Here is a 16,859-nt window from a genome sequence, read left to right on the forward strand (position 1 = left end):
ACGCGACGGGCGTCTAGCCGTTGTGTTCGGCGTTGCCGCCCCACATCGCCCAGTCGGTCAGGTCGTCGTCGCCGGTGTCGAAGCCCACCAGGGTGCCGTAGTCGGTGCCCACGTAAACCCAGCCGTCCCACAGGGCGGGCTGGAAGCGCACGGGCTCGCCGATCTCGACCCGCCACAACAGCTCGCCGTCGTCGGCGTCGAGGCAGATCACGTAGCCGTCTTCGGTGCCGATGACGAGCTTGTCGTCGGCGAAGGAGGGCGGAGTGAGCATCCGGCCGCCCAGGCGTTCGCCCTCCGGCTCGTAAAAATACTCGAAGAGCACCTCGCCGGAGTCGATGTCGGTGCAGATGACGGCGTCGCCCTGAGAGGCCCAGGAGCGGTCCCCGCGGACCACGGGCCGCGATCCCTGGTAGGCCCAGACGCCGGAGACGCTGGACAGACCCACGTTGCCGGCGGCCTGGTGCAGTTGGGCCGTCTCCGGGGCGGCGGCGAAACCGACAGAGGAGTCGGCCGCCGCTTGTTCTTCGTGGTAGGCCTGTTCGGCGTTGTAGGCGTGGCGCAGGTAATCGGCCTTACGTCGCTGCCACAGTTCTTCATTGGTGCGGGTACCGGTCTTGTCGTCGAGGCGGGCCAGGCCCTCGTAGGCGAGCGTACCGTACTCGTCCTCCTCGTCGCCTTCCTCGCGCTGGCTGACGTAGATCTCGCCGTCGGCGATCCAGGGGGCGCTGGTGGCCAGCAATTGTTCGCTGAAGATCTCGGCCCCGGTCGCCAAATCCAGGCGGTAGACCGTGCCCTCGAGGCAGGTGAAGTAGACGGAGTCGTCGTCGATGATCGGGGCACTGAGCACCTCTCCGATGATGGGGACGTCCCAGATCTTGCGGCCGCTCTCCAGCTCGCGGGCGGTTATCCGATGACCGCCCTGACCCGGATAGGTCATCACGATCCGCTTGCCGGTGATCGCCGGCTGGGCCATCAGCGGGTCGCCCAGCCATTCGCCCCAGACCATCTGGCCGCTGGCGGCGTCGAGAACGTAGAGGATGCAGCTTTCGGTATTGAAGGCCACCCGGCCCTGATCGAAGACGGCAGCGGTGGGACCATCGTCGCCGGACTTGAACATCCAGGCCGCCGCGCCGTCGTCGGCGTCGAAGGCGTAGAACTCGTAGGAGCCGAAACCGCCGCCGACGTAGACCAGCCCGTCGCCAACCGCCGGGGTGGCCAGAGGCCGGCCGCCGGGAACGGCGAGCCGCCAGCCCTCACCGTCGAGGTCCGTCTCGAAGCTCTCCACGACGATAGCCAGCTCGTCACCGGCAAGGACCGTCTCCGCGGCCGCCTGGGGTACATCGGGGTCACCGTAGTTGTACTCACCCAGCGCACTCTGCTGCGTAATATCGGGCATGCTCTGTTCCAGGTAGTCGTCGGCGGCGATAGCGACGACGGTAGTCAGCACGGCCGGGACAACCAACATCAACCAGCGCGGTTTATCCATCGGAAACCTCCGGGGCTTGGTGGAAGGGACGTTGTTTATCTACGCCGTGGGGTCGGGTTTGGTTGCAGGGCCGCGGCGGGAGCATGCGGTCCGCGCCGGCGTCAATCCAGACCTGGTTGAAGGTGGTTTGCGGCGGCTTGGCGATGCGGCCGCCGGAACCGGCACGGTTTTTGCATCTCGGCGACCGTTACTGACGATGATAACGGTTCGCCTCCGCAAAAACCGTGCCGGTTCCGGCGGCGCGGTCCAGAGTTGTCGGTGTCGGGTCTCTGGTGGCGGGGTCTGGATTGACGCCGGCGCGGGGCCGGGATTATTGAGCCGGTCGTTGAGTCGGGGGCGATGAAGGCGTCGAGGGGTTTAATCGGTCATTTCGTCGATCTCGTCCCAGTCGGGCCGGGCGGCGATATAGTCCTGGATCAGCTCGCGGGCGCGTTCGGCGTCGCCGCGCAGGACGTGGATGGTACCCCAGTAGCCCTTGGCGGTGGTGAAGATGCCGTCGAACCAGGGTACGTAGTTGCTAATGATGTAGTAGGGGATGTTGTTTTGTTTGAGCAGGCCGGTCAGCAGGCGGGCCTGCATCTCGTTGGCGGCGCGGTGGACCTCGTCGGTGGCCATCGCCCGGCCGAGGCGGTGCTGGTGCCAGTCCTCGGGTGGGCCGTCGTCGAGCTCCGCGGCCATTTCGGCCAGTTTTTCCTCGAGTTCCCAGGGGTCGTAGAAGCGGCCGCCGTCGTAGGGTTGGTAGACCAGTTCCTGGTTGTCGGTGAGGACGAAGGGTGCTTGGGCGACCTCGGCCAGGTAGATCAGCAGCTCGACCAGTTTGAGCTGCTCGAGCTCTTCCCCGGCGGGCGGGGCTTCGTCCTCGCCGGCGTAGCGCCAGAGGCTGGTTTTCTTGCGGTAGTAGTCGAGGACTGCCGGGGGCGGTTCGAGGCTCTGCAAGTGCTCCTCGAGTTCCCTGTCGCGCAGGAATTCGAGGGCCAGACCGGGAGCCCGACCGCGCAGCTCGCCGAGGGGGTTTTCGACGTCCCCCAGGTGACGCAGGAGGTATTCGGGGTCGACGACGATGCGTACGCTGTCCATGGCGGCCTTTCCGGGGGCGGTTCAGTTACAGTTTAGCACAACGGGGGGGAGATGCGCCGCCGCTCTTGCGGGCCGGGGGCGCGGGGGTTACAATCGGAGGGTGGACGGCAAGCTGAAAGAAACCCACCGTCGCGCCGACGGGCGCCCCCTGGGCCGTCGGCTGGGCTGGATTCTGTTGCTGATCGGGCTGGGCCTGGCCGCCTACCTGCTGTTGGGCTCGAAGAACAGCATCTTCGAGCTGCGCGAGCTGCGCGAGGAGAAGGCGGAGTTGCTGGAGCGCCGTCGGGAAGCCGAGCGCAGCCTGGAGCGTTACCGGGAGCTGCTGGAGCGGCTGGAGACCGACGACGCCTTCCTGGAGGAGCTGGTTCGGGAGCGCCTGGGTCTGGCCGCTCCGGGGGAACGGGTCTATGTTATCATCGATAAAACCTCGGCGGACGGGGAGAACACGGAGGGCGCTGACGCCGCCGATCCCGCCGGTGGGGATTGACGTGAGGTGAAAGAGTTGCAAGGGCGACTCATTGGATTGGAGGACGGCGTGGCGTCCCGTCGCGGTCGGACGGACCGCGGCGGCGCCCGGGAACCGCTGCCGGTCGGGCATCGCATATTCCGATTCGCCGACAACCGTTCCCCCGCTTCCACAAAGGATTGACCATGGGCAAGAAGAACCGCAAGGGCTCCGTCGAGAGCATTACCGATATCAACGAGGACTTTTCCGCCTGGTACGTCGACGTCGTGCGCCAGGCCAAGCTGGCCGATTACACCTCCCTCAAGGGCTGCATGGTCATCCGGCCCTACGGCTTCGCCCTGTGGGAGAACATGCGCGACCATCTGGACAAGCGGATCAAGGATACGGGTCACGTCAACGCCTACTTCCCGCTGTTCATTCCGGAGAGCCTGCTGCAGAAGGAGGCCGACCACGTCGAGGGCTTCGCTCCGGAGGTGGCTTGGGTGACCCACGGCGGCGAGAAGGAGCTCGAGGAGCGGGTCTGCGTCCGACCGACCTCCGAGGCGATCATCGGCAGCATCTACTCCAAGTGGATCCAGTCCTACCGCGACCTGCCCCTGCTGATCAACCAGTGGGCCAACGTGGTCCGTTGGGAGAAGGTCACCCGGCTGTTCCTGCGGACCACGGAGTTCCTCTGGCAGGAGGGTCACACCTGCCACCGCACCGAGCAGGAGGCCATCAACGAGGCTCTCAAGATGCTCGAGGTCTACGAACGCTTCTACGAGGAGGATCTGGCCGTTCCCGTGCTCAAAGGGGTCAAGAGCGAGGCGGAGAAATTCGCCGGCGCCCGCAGCACCTTCTGCGTCGAGGCCCTGATGCAGGACGGTAAGGCGTTGCAGGCGGGCACGACCCATGATCTGGGTCAGCACTTTGCCAAGGTGTTCGATATCAAGTTCCTCGACGAGGACGAGAGCGAGAAGTACGTTCACCAGACCAGTTGGGGCGTCAGCACGCGTTCGGTGGGCGCCCTGGTGATGACCCACGGCGACGCCCGCGGTCTGCGCCTGCCCCCGCGGGTGGCTCCGACCCAGATCGTCGTCGTGCCGATCCTGTTCGACGACACCCGAGAGGACACCCTCAGCTATTGCGCCTACGTACTGGAGTGCCTGGAGGGCTACCGGGTGGAGTTCGACACCTCGCCCAAGAGCCCGGGCTGGAAGTTCGCCGAGGCCGAGCTGCGCGGGATCCCGCTGCGGATCGAGGTCGGCCCCCGGGACATCAAGCAGGATCAGGTGACGATGGTGCGTCGCGATACCGGCGAGAAGCGTCCGGTGCTGGTCGAGGATCTGGAGCGGATCGTCGGCGAGACGCTGGAGGACATCCAGCAGAAGTTGTACCAGCAGGCCCTGGAGTACCGCCAAGCCCACACCTGGAGCGTGTCCGGCCTCGACGAGCTGGCCGAGCGTCTCGAGGAGCAGCGCGGTCTGTACCACGCCCCCTGGTGCGGCAGCCCCGAGTGTGAGACCGCGGTCAAGGATCGCACCAAGGCCACCATCCGCTGTCTGCCCTTCGAGCAACCCGAGGACAAGGGCGTCTGCCTGGTCTGCGGCGCCGAGGCCAAGTGGGACGCCGTCTTCGCCCGGGCCTATTAGCTCCTTCGGTGCGTTCGTTTTTTACGACCCCGCCCGCGGGCGGGGTTTTTTGCGGCCGCTCCCGTACCACGGCGGCGGTGTCGTCCCTCCGCGGCCGGGGGCCCACCGGGTCTGCCCCCGGCGCGACACCGGCCCGGCACGGTTCTTGCGATGACGACGGACCCGGCCGGGTCCGTCGTCGCAACAACCGCGCCGGGCCTTTGGCTTGGGCGTTGTTCACTGGTGCGGGGCGTTGCAGGGGCTCGGTCGTCTGTTATAATCAATAGGCAACCGCAGGGGAAACGGCTATGCTGACCATCGGCTGGACGGGGGGCGTCTGCGCGGGCAAGACGACGGCCCTGCGCTGCCTGGGCGAGATCGCCGCCCTGGAGGTTCTCGACGCCGACGCCCTGGGTCATCACCTGCTGCGCGAGGAGGGGATCAGGGGGCGGGTCGTCGAGCTGCTGGGCGCCGAGGTCCTGGGGGCCGACGACGAGCTGGACCGCGGCGCGGTCGGTCTGCGGGTCTTCGCCGACCGGGCCCTGCTGGAGCGCTTCAACGCCCTGGTGCATCCGCCCTTGGTGGAGCGCATCGGCCGGGCCGTCGCGGCGGCCCGCGAGCGTCCGCCGCGGGGGCGGGAGGCCTTCGTCGTCGACGCGGCGTTGATCTACGAGTGGGGCATCCAGGACCTTTTCGACGTCGTGGTGGCGGTGCGCGCCGTGTCCGGCCTGGCCCTGCGGCGGTTGAGGGAGCGGGGTCTCGACGAGGACGGAGCGCGCCGGCGGATGGCGGCCCAGTTGCCGGCGCAGAGCAAGGCCCGGCGGGCGGACTTCGTCGTGGTCAACGACGACGACCTGACGGCCCTGCGGCGGCGGGTGCGTTTCCTCTGGGAGCATCAGTTGTACGAGCTGCGCCGGGAGCGGGGAACGGTGGACGACGATGGCTGAGCGGTTGCGTGACAACCAGGCCGAGCTGCGGCGGCGCGTGCGCCGCGCCCGGGTGGTGCCGCTGATCCGCACCCGGGAGGCCGCAACGGCCCGCCGGGTGGGCGGAACGTTGATCGCGGCCGGCGCCACGGTCCTCGAGGTGGCGTTGACCTGCCCTGATGCCCCGGCGGTCCTGCGGGCGCTGTCGCCGGCGGACTGCCTGGTCGGCGCGGCCAGCGTGGCGGACGAGGAGTCCCTGCGGGCCGCTCTGGAGGCCGGGGCGGACTTCGCCGTCAGCGCCCACCTCGATCGTCGCTTGATCGAGGTTTGCCAGGCGGCCGGTCGGCCCTTCATCCCCGGGGCGGCGACGCCGACGGAGATTTGCGCCGCCGTCGAGTCCGGCGCCGAGCTGGTCAAGGTCTTTCCGGCCCGACAGCTCGGCGGACCGGCCTACCTGCGGTCCCTGCTGGGTCCGCTGCCCGGTCTGCGCCTGCTGCCGGCGGGGGGGATCGCCCTCGAGGAGATCGACGACTATCTGGCGGCCGGCGCCTGGGGCGTCGTCGTCGGCAATGCTCTGATCGGCGCCGCCGAGCCGTCCGCGGCCTACACCGAGCTGCAGCGCCGCCTGTCCGCGGAACGGTCCGGCGCGGGAGGTGGATCGTGACGAGGCTGGTGCCGTTGCTGCTGCTGTGTTTGTCGACGGTCGTTCCCGCCCAGGCCGTGTCCGTCGAGGAGCTGGTCATCCGCCCCGACGGCGAGATCGTCCTGGAGCTCAACCTCAATGAGGACGGGGCGGGGTACTTCTTCCGCGCCGAGCTGGAGTGGTGGACCTGGGCCGGCGAGCGCGGCTACCGCGAGCTGGAGTACGGCCGGCGCCATACCCGCTTCAGCGGCCCGACGGGACCGCTGACCATGGGTGAGCTGTCCCGGTTGACCGGCGGGGCGTCCATCAAGCTGGCCGTGATCACCGTCACCCTGGTCGACGACGCGGGCAACCGCGTGCGCGAGGAGTACCGGTGGCGGCCCTGAGGCCGGCGGACGAAGCCGCCCCCGAGGCCCTGCCCCTGCGCCTGGGAGCCGGGCTGCCGCCGTCGGCCGCCGAGCGGCCCTGGGTGTTGGTGGAGAGTCACGCCGGTGAGACCCACCCCGGCGCCGCCCACCTCGAAGACCTCTCGCGGGAGCTGGCCGACGCCCTGCTCGGGGCCGGACTGGCCCCCTACCGGGCCCACTGCACCGATCTGTGTGACGGCGTGGCCCAGGGCACCCCGGCGATGGGCCTCTCCCTGGCCGGGCGCGAGCTCTACGCCCTGGCCGCCGAGCTCCACGCCCGCGGCGGACACGCCGTCGCGGCGGTCTTCGTCGCCGCCTGCGACAAGGCCCTGCCCGGTCAACTGCTGGCCGCCGTCCGGCTGGACCTGCCCTGCCTGGTCCTGCCCGGCGGGGTGATGCCCCGGGCCGCCGGCGACGCAACCCTGGCCGACGTCGGCGACTGGGCCGCCGCCCGGCGGCGCGGCGCCCTGGGGCGTGAGGAATACGAGCGCCGACGCCGGGGCGCCTGTCCCGGACCCGGAGCCTGCGCCTTCCTGGGCACGGCGGGCACCATGCAGTGCCTGGCCGAGGGCCTGGGGCTGGCCCTGCCCGGCAGCGCCCTGCTGCCGACGACGGGTGGCGAGCTGACCGTCGCTCTGGGGCGCGTCGCCGAGCGCCTGCCCGGCCTGCTGGCGGACGGACCCACCCCGCGCCGCCTGCTCGACGCCCGCTCCCTGCGTAACGCCGTACGCCTGACCGCCGCCCTGGGCGGTTCGACCAACGCCCTGCTCCACCTGGCCGCCCTGGCCCGGGAGCTGGGAACGCCCTTCGAGCTGCGCGCCGTCGACACCCTCTGCGCCGCGGTGCCCCGCCTGGTCGATCTGCGCCCCGCCGGACGCCGTCCCACAGACCGCTTCCATCTGGCCGGCGGAGTGCCCGCCGTCGTCGAGCGCCTGCTCGAGCTCGGTTGCTGGGAGCCGGAGGCCCGGACCGTCCTCGGCGATTGGCCGACGACCCTGGCTCGTTGGCGCGAACGCGACGAGCCCGGCGTCCGCCTGCGTCTGTTGGATGAACTGGGCGAGACGCCGACGGATTATCTGGCCCCGGCGCGGGAACCCTTCGCCCCCGGCGGCGGATTGCGCGTCCTCTTCGGCAATCTGGCCCCCCGGGGCGCCGTGGTCAAGGCCGCCGGTCTCGAGCGTCGGCTCGTCGCCGGACCGGCGCGGGTCTTCGCCGGCGAGGCCGCCGCCCTGGAAGCCGTGGCCGCCGGGGCGATCGCTCCGGGCGAGGTCCTCGTCCTGCCCGGCCAGGGACCCCGCGGCGCCGGAATGCCCGAGCTCTACTACCTGACCGCCGCCATGCGCGAACATCCCCGATTGAGCGGCTCGACGGCCCTCGTCACCGACGGCCGCTTCTCCGGCGCCACCAGCGGACCCTGCGTCGGCCATGTCTGCCCCGAGGCTGCCGTCGGCGGTCCCCTGGCCCTGGTGCGCGACGGCGATCCCGTGCGCGTCGACCTCGAGGGGCGCCGCCTGGAGCTGCTGGTCGAGCCGAGTGAACTGGAGCGCCGCCGGGCGACACCCCCTGCGCCCGCCCCCGCCGCGGGCCGACTCGGTCGCCTGTACCGCGCCCTGGCCCGCCAGGCCGACGAGGGGGCCGGTCTCGACATCCCCGCCTGACGAGGTGACAACGTGCGCTACGAAGAGATGCGGACAGCCTTCGAGCTGCTGCTCGGGGCCCGGCTGCTGGAGGCCCGGCGCTCGCAGTGGCACGTGCGCTTGCTGCTCGAACGCCCCGGACGTTCGGCCCTCGGCTGTCCCGCCCTCTGGTACCTCACCGGCGCCCTGGTCAACTGCGCAGACCTCGTCTACCGCCCCGCCGCCGGGGAACGACTGCTGGCCCCGGAGCGCCTGGCCGAACTCGAGCCCCGGTTGGAGGCCGTCGGCGGCGCGGATCCGACCCTCGAGCTGGCCTGCACCGACCGCGACGGTGGTCCCGGCGCCTTGAGCCTGCGGGCCCGCGGTCTGCTGCTCTACGACGCCGCCGGCGAGGAGCTGACCCTCGACGGCCTGCGGACAACGGCCCGCGAGTGCTGGGGCCGCGGGACGGAGGACGACGGGTGAGCCGACCCCTGCTGTTCACCGCCGGCGAGCTGATGCTGGAGACCCACCGGGAACACCCCGGCCATCGCTCCGTCGGCGGCGCCGCCGCCAACGCCGCCCTGGCCTTCACCCTCACCGGGGGCCGCGCCGCGCTCGCCTGCCGCCTGGCCGAGGACGACGAGCTGCCCCGGTTGCGCGCCGCCCTCGAGCGCCGCTGCCTCTGGAGTCCCGCCGTGCGCCTCGGCGGACCCTTCAACGCCGTCTACGACATCGGCGGCCGCTGCCCCTACAGCCGCTTCGGCTACACCCGCGACGGCAGCGCCGGCAGCCGCCTGACCGTCGACGACCTCGACGACGCCCTCCTCGCCGCCGCCGACGTCGTCCTGGTCTCCGGCGTCTTCAGCTCCCTCAACGACGGCGGCCGCCGCGTCGGCCTGTACCTCGTCGAGCACGCCCGCCCCGGCGCCCTGCGGGCTTACGACGTCAACCGCCGCCCCGCCCTGGTCGACGACGTCCGCGCCCGGGAGCTTTACCGCCAACTGGCCCCGCGCCTCGACCTCGTCAAGGCCGACCTCGCCGAGGCCCGCCTGCTTTGGGGGCCCGGCGGACCCGACGCCCTGCTCGCCCGGGCCGCCGAGCAGCACCACCACGTCCTGATCACCCTCGGAGCCGACGGCCTGCTGCTCCACAGCCACGGCGCGACGATCCGCCAAACCGCCTTGCCCGCCGACGAGATCGACCCCACCGGCGCCGGCGACGCCGCCCTCGGCGCCGCCCTCCACGGTCTGGCCCGCGGCGACTCCCCCGACGCCGTCGCCCGCAGCGCCGCCGCCTGTGGCGCCCGCTGCGTCACCCGCCACGGCGCCTGGGGCTACGCCGACAATCACTCACCCCACTTACTCCAACAAAGAGAAGAAGAATGAAAAGCCTGCTCATTGCTCTGCTGCTCATCGCCCTGCTGGCCCCCGCCGCCGCCCAGGTCCGCACCTTCGGCCTCGGCCTGATCGCCGGCGAACCCAGCGGCCTGTCCGCCAAACTCAACCTGTCCCAGACCAGCGCCCTGGCCTTTCATCTCGCCTGGAGCTTCAACGGCGGCATCGCCGCCGGGGCCGACTACCTCTTCCATATGCCCTGGCTGCCCAGCCCCTGGCGCCCCTACCTCGGCGTCGGCGGCCGCTTCCACATCCGCGACCGCGACCACGCCGACAAACCCGACGAACTCGAAGACGACGAGACCGAATTCCACCTCGCCGGACGCGGCCTGATCGGCTGTGAATACCTCTTCCTCGACGGCCGCCTCGGCGTGGGCCTCGAAGCCGGACTGGGCCTCGACTTCATCCCCGGCGTCGATTTCGACGCCTCCGGCGGCCTGACCCTGCGCTACTATTTCTAGCACGAGCACCCGACGACGACAGCCCGGACCCCCTTCACAGCACCCCCTTATTCTTGACACACCCCGCGCCCCGGTGTTACTTTCATTGCGCTATCAACACCCACGGGGAGCTCCCCGCAACCCCCGACAAAGACAACTTTGGTCCCCAGCTTAAAAAGGCTGCTGGCGGCTCTGCGCCGTCTGCCCGGCATCGGCGCCAAATCCGCCCAGCGCATCGGCTACCACCTCCTGCGCGCCGACGACCAACAGAGCCTCGAACTCGCCCGCTCCATCGTCAACCTCACCCGCCGCGTCGGACTCTGCTCCATCTGCGGCAACACCGCCGAGGTGGGCCGCAATCAAGAACGGGCCAAGTACGGGGGCCACGCCTTAGAAGACGGACGGACCACCCGCGAAGAACCCACCGACGAGCCGGGCCGCAATCAAGAACGGGCCAAGTACGGGGGCCACGACTTAGAAGGCGGACGGACCACCCGCGAAGAACCCGCCGGCGAGCCGGGCCGCAATCAGGGGGGGCCGCATAATGGGGGCGGATCACCCGCAGAGGCGGATTACGAGACCCCCGACGGCGGCGCGACAAGCCTCGTCTGCGACATCTGCGCCGATCCCGAACGCGACCACGGCCGCCTGCTGATCGTCGAGGAACCCTACAACGTCGAGGCCTTCGAGCGCACCGGCGTTTACGACGGCTACTATCACGTCCTGGGGGGCTTGTTCGATCCCCTCGCCGGGATCGGCGCCGAGGAGCTGAGCCTCGACCACCTGGTCGTCCGCCTGCGCCGCGGCGCCTATCGCGAGGTCATTCTGGCCACCAGTCCGACCTCGGCCGGTGAGGCCACCGCCTCTTATCTGCGGGAACTGCTCGAGCCTCTCGAACTCGAGGTCACCCGCATCGCCGTGGGCCTCTCCGCCGGCGCCGACGTCGACTACGCCGACGAGGTCTCCCTGCGCCTGGCCCTCGAGGGACGCCGCCGCTTTAGCTGAGGCTGGCGGCCGACGCGGGCGACTGGTATACTGGAGCTGTTATCACGGTGGCGGCGGTATCCCGACCGCAGCCTCCTTCGACGCCGGACGGGCCGACGCCGGACGGGCGTTTATGCGGATGATGACCCGCCTCGACCGGTAAACCAGCGTCAAACCTTATCTCAACCCGGCCTTTTCTTTACCACGTGACCCGGGAGCCCGGGAGAACGCAACCGCAGCAATCCAGCGGGCGGCGCAATCCCGGCCCCGCAAGCTCGCCGCGGAGTGGCTGAATCATGGAACACGAACAAAGCGTTGAGCTTTTCGAGGAAGATTATCAAATCATCAACCGCGTGCTGTCCCGTCTGCTGACGGAGGCCAACGCCCGCATCGTCCTGCTGGTCGACCGCTCCGGGCAGTTGATCAGCTCCCACGGCGACACCTCCAATATGGACTCCACCGCCTTCGCCAGCCTGTCGGCGGGCAACTTCGCCGCCACCAGCGCCCTGGCGAAGATCCTCGGCCAGGACGAGTTCTCCGTGCTCTTCCACCAGGGAGAGAAGGAGTCCATCCATATCTCCATCGTCCAGAGTCGGGTCATCCTGGTCATCGTTTTCGACAACCGCACCAGCCTCGGTCTGGTACGGCTGCGGGTCAAGAAGGCCCTCGAAGAGCTGTCCACCGTCTTCGAGAACATCTTCGCCAAGCTGGGCGCCTCCAGCCAGAGCCGCAGCCTGGACTCCTCCTTCGCCTCGGTCGCCGAGAGCGAGATCGATAATCTCTTCAAGGACTAACCAGCGGGCGGCGCGTCCGGCTCCAAGCGAACGCCGCCGCTTCTTAAAAGCACGGGGGATGGCTCTCGATGTCGCTGATCAACTACGCCAATAAGGAGATCAACTGTAAGATCGTCTATTACGGTTGCGGCCTGTGCGGCAAGACGACCAACCTGCTCTACATCCACAAGAAGATCGCCGCCGAGTACCGCGGCAAGCTGGTCAGTCTGGCCACCGAAACCGACCGCACCCTGTTCTTCGATTTCCTGCCCCTCGATCTGGGCAGCATCCAGGGCTTCACCACCCGCTTCCACCTCTACACCGTCCCCGGCCAGGTCCACTACGACGCCTCGCGCAAGCTGATCCTCAAGGGCGTCGACGGCCTGGTCTTCGTCGTCGACTCCCAGGTCGAACGCATCGAGGACAATATCGAGAGCCTGGAGAACCTCAAGGTCAATCTGCGCAGCCAGGGCTACGAACTCGATGACCTGCCCATGGTCGTGCAGTACAACAAGCGCGACCTGCCAAACGTCGTCCCCGTCGAGGAGCTGGAGCGCCAGATCAACCACCGCAACGACCCCAGTTTCGAATCCATCGCCACCGAGGGCGTCGGCGTCTTCGACACCCTGCGCGCGATCAGCAAGCTCATCCTGGCCAGCATCAGCCAGAAGCAATCCGTCTAGTCTTTTCATCCAGGCGACTCCGGCGACGTCCGTCGGGGAGGTAACCCGTTCCCGATGCTGGAAGAGGCACCACCCGTCCTGCGCTGAAACACTGGGGTGGATGGCCGCCCTTCCGGCCTCTTTACGCCGGACAACCGACGACCGTCAGCGTCCGTTACGCGCCGCCGAGCAACCCCAAACCCGACCGGAAGCCAACCACCGCCGACCATGCCCTTCGATGGAGACTTAAAGGATTTCGCCCTGCCCGACATCCTGCAGATGCTGCAGATGGGTAAGCGCACCGGCGCCCTGTCGATCCGGCGCGGTGAGGATATCGGCACCCTCTACTTCCGCAAGGGCGAACTCGTCCACGCCACCTTCGCCAACATGACCGGCGAGGATGCCGCCTACGCGCTGTTGAAATGGAAGAACGGCCGCTTCCGCTTCGACACCACCATCTATCCCACCCGGCGGACCATCGACATCTCCGCCACCAATCTGATTCTGGAATCGGCGCGGCGCTCCGATGAGCTGCGCGACCTGCAGACCGAGCTGCCGCCGCCGGACACCGTGCTGACCTTCGCCAAGGTCGAGGGCGCCCACGACGATATTCACCTCTCGCCCCAGCAGTGGAAGGTCCTGGCCCTGATCGACGGCGCGCGCACCATTACCGAGATCTGCGCCGTCTCGGACCAGGATGAGGTCACCGTGCTGCAGACCCTCGAGGAGATGATCAATATCGGCCTGGTCAGGCGGGTCGGGGATAACGCGGCGGGCGAGGAGGAGATCGACCTCGACGAGGAAATCGGCGCCCCCGACGATGACTGGGACCGTCCGCCGGGCTCCTGAGCCGGCACCGCCGTCCCGTTCCCCCCGCCGCCCCGCCCTTCGACCCATTTCCAGCCACCCGTCGAGTCCGCCCCGTATGAAAAACCTCTTGGCAGTGCTGAATCCGGCGCAGCAGAAGGCGGTGACCCACCGCGGGGCGCCCCTGCTGGTTCTCGCCGGCGCCGGTACGGGCAAGACGCGCACCGTCACCGTGCGCATCGCCCATCTGCTCGAAGAGGACGGCGTCCAGCCCGACGAGATCCTGGCCATCACCTTCACCAACAAGGCCGCCGGGGAGATGCGTGAACGGGTCAACTCCCTGCTGGGGGCCGAGGAGACCCGGGGCACCGCCGAGCGCATCTGGATCCACACCTTCCACGCCTTTTGCGCCCGGGTCCTGCGCCGCGACATCCACCACCTGCCCGACCGCGAGCGCGAATTCGTCATCGCCACCCAGGCCGACCAGCGCTCGATCATCAAGCGCCTGATCGGCCCGGAGCGCAGCGGCGACGTCAAGCCCAACGAGGTCGTCAGCGTCATCTCCCGGGCCAAGAACAACCTCGTCCAGGCCGGCTCCTTCCCCGCCTCCACGGCGCGGGAGAAGCGTATCAAGGAGCTGTTCCTGGAGTACGAGAGCCAGCTCCGCGACACCAACGCCCTGGACTACGCCGACCTGATCCTGCTGACCGTCACCCTGTTCCACGAGTACCCGGACGTGCTGGCCCGTTACCGCCGCCGCTTCCGCCATATCCTCGTCGACGAGTACCAGGACACCAACACCGCCCAGCACGATCTGATCCGCCTGCTGGCCGGCGCGGGCGAGAACCTCTGCGTCGTCGGCGACCCCGACCAGAGCATCTACCGCTGGCGCGGCGCCGAGCCCGAGAACATCGCCCGCTTCCCCGAAGAGTTCCCCGGCGCCCGGATCATCAAGCTACTGGAGAACTACCGCTCGACGCGCAACATCCTCAAGGTCGCCAACGCCCTGATCGCCAACAACCCGCTGACCTTGGGCGAGGACAAGGAGCTGTGGACCAAGGGCGAGGAGGGCAAGCGGGTCATCGTCTACGCCGGGCCCGACGAGTACGACGAGAGCGGCTGGATCGCCACCCAGATCTTCAACGCCGTCCACAACCGGGACGAAGGCGGCTACGACGACTATGCCGTGCTCTACCGCACCAACGCCCAGAGCCGGGTCCTCGAGGACGCCCTGCGCAAGCGCTCGATCCCCTACAACATCATCGCCGACGTCCGTTTCTACGACCGGCGCGAGATCCGCGATCTGCTGGCCTACCTGCGCCTGCTGGTCAACCCCAACGACCTGCTGTCCTTCCGCCGCATCGTCAACGTCCCCAGCCGCGGCGTGGGCAAGATCTCGGTCAACACGATGATGGAGGAGGTCGAGAAGGACCGCAGCCACCTGCCCGACGTCATCCGCCGCTGCATCGACGAGGAGCTGATCCCGCCCCGGGCCCGACGGGCCGTCGACAACCTGATGGAGCTTCTCGACGAACTGACCACCCGGCGGGCGCCCGTGGACGAACTCCTCGAGGAGCTGCTCGAGCGCATCGACTACACCGCCTGGCTGCAGAAGTCCAACGACGCCGTCAGCCGCCTGGAGAACGTCGAGCAGTTCCTGGAGACCGCCCGCGACTTCACCGCGGCCAACCCCGAGGGCAGCCTGGAGGACTTCCTCGAGGAGGTCTCTCTGACGGCGCCGATCGACAACTTCGACGAGCACGCCGGCTCGGTCTCCCTGCTGACCCTCCACGCCGCCAAGGGGCTGGAGTTCCCCGTCGTCTTCATCAGCGGCCTGGAGGAGGGGCTGATCCCCCTGGTGCGCCGGAGCTCCCGCGAGGCCGAGGCCGAGTTGCAGGAGGAGCGCCGCCTGCTCTACGTGGGCATCACCCGCGGCCAGTACCGCGTCTACCTGACCCGGGCCCTGCGGCGCAACCTCCAGGGGCGCAAGGTCTACAACCAGCCCAGCCGGTTTTTGAAGGAGCTGCCGCCGGACCTGCTCGACGACCGCTCCATCCGCGAACTCAACGTGCTGTCGACCACCGAGGACCTGCGGGCCGTCGAACAGAAGAAACAGCGCGTCAAGAAGGCCCAGAAGGGCGTCGTCTTTTCGACGGGGGATCGGGTGTGGCACGACAAGTGGGGCCGGGGGATCATCCTCTCCCGGGCCGGCGACGGTCCCAACCTCAAGCTGACCGTCAAGTTCGCCCGTCACGGGATCAAGAAGCTGGTGGCCAAATACGCCAACCTGCAAAAGATGTAAGCGGGGTGGGAGCAGTGACAGTCAAACAGATCGCCCTGGAGGACATCGAGCGCGGGATCCGCGCCGTCCTGACCGAGAAGGGGCGCGACAAGGAAGAGCTCATCCAGGGCTTCCTCGACATCCTCGGCCGGGGGATGGGGGTCAGCCGCGCCTGCTACAACGAGAAGCAGGGCCAGAGCTTCATCACCGCCCTGGAGTGGTGCAACGACGGCATCAAGCCCTCCCTGGGCCAGAAGCTGCCCGACCGCTTCATGCGCGCCCTGGTCACCGGCGACATCCACTACTTCACCCGGGAGACCGCCGCCGGGTTGCTGCCCAAGGAGCTGAAGTTCATCGCCGGCACCGTGCTGTCGATCCTGGAGTTCCTGCAGAACATCACCGCCATCATCGCCGGGCCGATCTACATCGACGGCCAGATGACCTCCGTGGTCTCCCTGGATATCTGCCGGGAGCATCGGGAGCGCAAGGACTGGAACCGGGAGCAGCTCGACTTCACCGCCAAGATGATCCGCCTGCTGGGCGACGAGCTGCGCCGCCGTCACTGGTCGGCCCCGATCAAAGCCGAGCCCAAGTCCGCCCTGTTGGTTCTCGATCTGGTCCAATCGACCAACCTGGTCCTCGACTACGGCGACGACATCTACATCGACCAGATCGATCTGTTTCACAAGGCGTTCATGGAGCACCCCTCCTCCCGGGAGCTGATCTTCATCAAGAACACCGGCGACGGCTTCCTGGTCGTCTACCGCAACGCCCGGGACTGCTTCACCGTGGCCTGGGACTTCCTGCTCGACAACCCCCTGCAGGACAGCCGGCTGCGGATCGGCATCCACTGGGGTTCCATCAAGAGCGGCGTCGGCGGCGACCCCCTGGGCGTCGAGGTGCACCGCGTCTTCCGTATCGAAGGTGTCAGCACCCGGGACCGCGTCTTCGCCACGGGCTTCCGCAAACTGCCGCCCCACGGGCGGATCATGGCCACCCAGGAGATCCTCAACCTGCTGACCAAGGAGCAGCGGCGCTACTTCCACCGCGCCGGTCGCTTCCGTCTGCGCGGTTTCGCCGAGCCCTGCCCCCTCTGGGTGGCCAGCCGCGATTGAGGCCGCTTTTCCGCCGTTGCGCTGCGCAGAAGCGGGGGGACTTTTTTTACCCCGGCTGGACGGATTAGTCGGCGGCGGCTGGGCTTGCGGGGGTGGTTATGCGCCCCGGCGTCGCGCGACGACAGCTTGATAAACAAGGCCCCCGCGGGGGCGTGACCTTTAACCGGCA

General features: G+C 68.6%; 17 protein-coding genes. 15 read left to right on the forward strand and 2 right to left on the reverse strand.

Translation table 11 applies throughout. From position 1 onward, the window contains the following. Positions 1–13: 13 nt before the first annotated feature. Positions 14–1,486 carry a PQQ-binding-like beta-propeller repeat protein gene (locus GF399_01195; protein ID MBD3398930.1) on the reverse strand — a complete coding sequence of 491 codons (1,473 nt, stop codon included), beginning with the start codon at positions 1,484–1,486 and terminating at the stop codon, positions 14–16. 357 nt (positions 1,487–1,843) lie between these two features. Then, on the reverse strand, positions 1,844–2,563 hold the full coding sequence (locus GF399_01200) for a hypothetical protein (GenBank protein MBD3398931.1): 720 nt from the start codon (positions 2,561–2,563) through the stop codon (positions 1,844–1,846). Between GF399_01200 and GF399_01205 the strand changes: the two genes are divergently transcribed. The 15 genes from GF399_01205 (at position 2,547) to GF399_01275 (ending at position 16,690) form a co-directional block, all read left to right on the forward strand. Then, complete coding sequence (locus tag GF399_01205; protein MBD3398932.1) at positions 2,547–3,050, forward strand: hypothetical protein; 504 nt, start codon at positions 2,547–2,549, stop codon at positions 3,048–3,050. The two genes, GF399_01200 and GF399_01205, sit on opposite strands and share 17 nt — an antisense overlap. Positions 3,051–3,214: 164 nt before the next feature. Then, positions 3,215–4,660: a proline--tRNA ligase gene (locus GF399_01210; GenBank protein MBD3398933.1), complete on the forward strand. Its 1,446-nt coding sequence runs from the start codon at positions 3,215–3,217 to the stop codon at positions 4,658–4,660. A gap of 287 nt (positions 4,661–4,947) precedes the next feature. Next, complete coding sequence (gene coaE, locus GF399_01215) at positions 4,948–5,586, forward strand: dephospho-CoA kinase (GenBank protein MBD3398934.1); 639 nt, start codon at positions 4,948–4,950, stop codon at positions 5,584–5,586. Further along, complete coding sequence (gene eda / locus GF399_01220) at positions 5,579–6,229, forward strand: bifunctional 4-hydroxy-2-oxoglutarate aldolase/2-dehydro-3-deoxy-phosphogluconate aldolase (GenBank protein ID MBD3398935.1); 651 nt, start codon at positions 5,579–5,581, stop codon at positions 6,227–6,229. Before coaE ends, eda begins: the two co-directional genes overlap by 8 nt. Continuing rightward, complete coding sequence (locus tag GF399_01225) at positions 6,226–6,594, forward strand: hypothetical protein (GenBank protein MBD3398936.1); 369 nt, start codon at positions 6,226–6,228, stop codon at positions 6,592–6,594. Before eda ends, GF399_01225 begins: the two co-directional genes overlap by 4 nt. After that, a complete protein-coding gene (locus GF399_01230) occupies positions 6,582–8,273 on the forward strand; it encodes a dihydroxy-acid dehydratase (protein MBD3398937.1) in 1,692 nt (563 codons plus the stop codon). Before GF399_01225 ends, GF399_01230 begins: the two co-directional genes overlap by 13 nt. A gap of 12 nt (positions 8,274–8,285) precedes the next feature. Continuing rightward, positions 8,286–8,717, forward strand: a complete 432-nt coding sequence (locus tag GF399_01235; GenBank protein MBD3398938.1) for a hypothetical protein — start codon at positions 8,286–8,288, stop codon at positions 8,715–8,717. Then, positions 8,714–9,619, forward strand: coding sequence for a hypothetical protein (locus tag GF399_01240; protein MBD3398939.1), 906 nt, complete (start codon positions 8,714–8,716; stop codon positions 9,617–9,619). The genes GF399_01235 and GF399_01240 overlap by 4 nt, the downstream gene beginning before the upstream one ends. Next, positions 9,616–10,089, forward strand: coding sequence for a hypothetical protein (locus GF399_01245; protein MBD3398940.1), 474 nt, complete (start codon positions 9,616–9,618; stop codon positions 10,087–10,089). The genes GF399_01240 and GF399_01245 overlap by 4 nt, the downstream gene beginning before the upstream one ends. 138 nt (positions 10,090–10,227) lie before the next feature. Continuing rightward, positions 10,228–11,073, forward strand: a complete 846-nt coding sequence (recR, locus tag GF399_01250) for a recombination protein RecR (GenBank protein MBD3398941.1) — start codon at positions 10,228–10,230, stop codon at positions 11,071–11,073. A 275-nt stretch (positions 11,074–11,348) separates the two neighbouring features. Next, positions 11,349–11,846, forward strand: a complete 498-nt coding sequence (locus tag GF399_01255; protein ID MBD3398942.1) for a roadblock/LC7 domain-containing protein — start codon at positions 11,349–11,351, stop codon at positions 11,844–11,846. Positions 11,847–11,914: 68 nt separating this feature from the next. Beyond that, a complete protein-coding gene (locus GF399_01260; GenBank protein MBD3398943.1) occupies positions 11,915–12,508 on the forward strand; it encodes a gliding-motility protein MglA in 594 nt (197 codons plus the stop codon). Between the two features lie 207 nt (positions 12,509–12,715). Next, on the forward strand, positions 12,716–13,336 hold the full coding sequence (locus GF399_01265) for a DUF4388 domain-containing protein (GenBank protein MBD3398944.1): 621 nt from the start codon (positions 12,716–12,718) through the stop codon (positions 13,334–13,336). Continuing rightward, positions 13,308–15,596, forward strand: coding sequence for an AAA family ATPase (locus GF399_01270; protein MBD3398945.1), 2,289 nt, complete (start codon positions 13,308–13,310; stop codon positions 15,594–15,596). The genes GF399_01265 and GF399_01270 overlap by 29 nt, the downstream gene beginning before the upstream one ends. A 14-nt stretch (positions 15,597–15,610) precedes the next feature. Then, positions 15,611–16,690 carry a hypothetical protein gene (locus GF399_01275; protein MBD3398946.1) on the forward strand — a complete coding sequence of 360 codons (1,080 nt, stop codon included), beginning with the start codon at positions 15,611–15,613 and terminating at the stop codon, positions 16,688–16,690. The last annotated feature ends 169 nt before the right edge of the window (positions 16,691–16,859 follow it).

This window comes from Candidatus Coatesbacteria bacterium (assembly GCA_014728225.1).
Taxonomy (GTDB): Bacteria; RBG-13-66-14; RBG-13-66-14; order RBG-13-66-14; family RBG-13-66-14; genus WJLX01.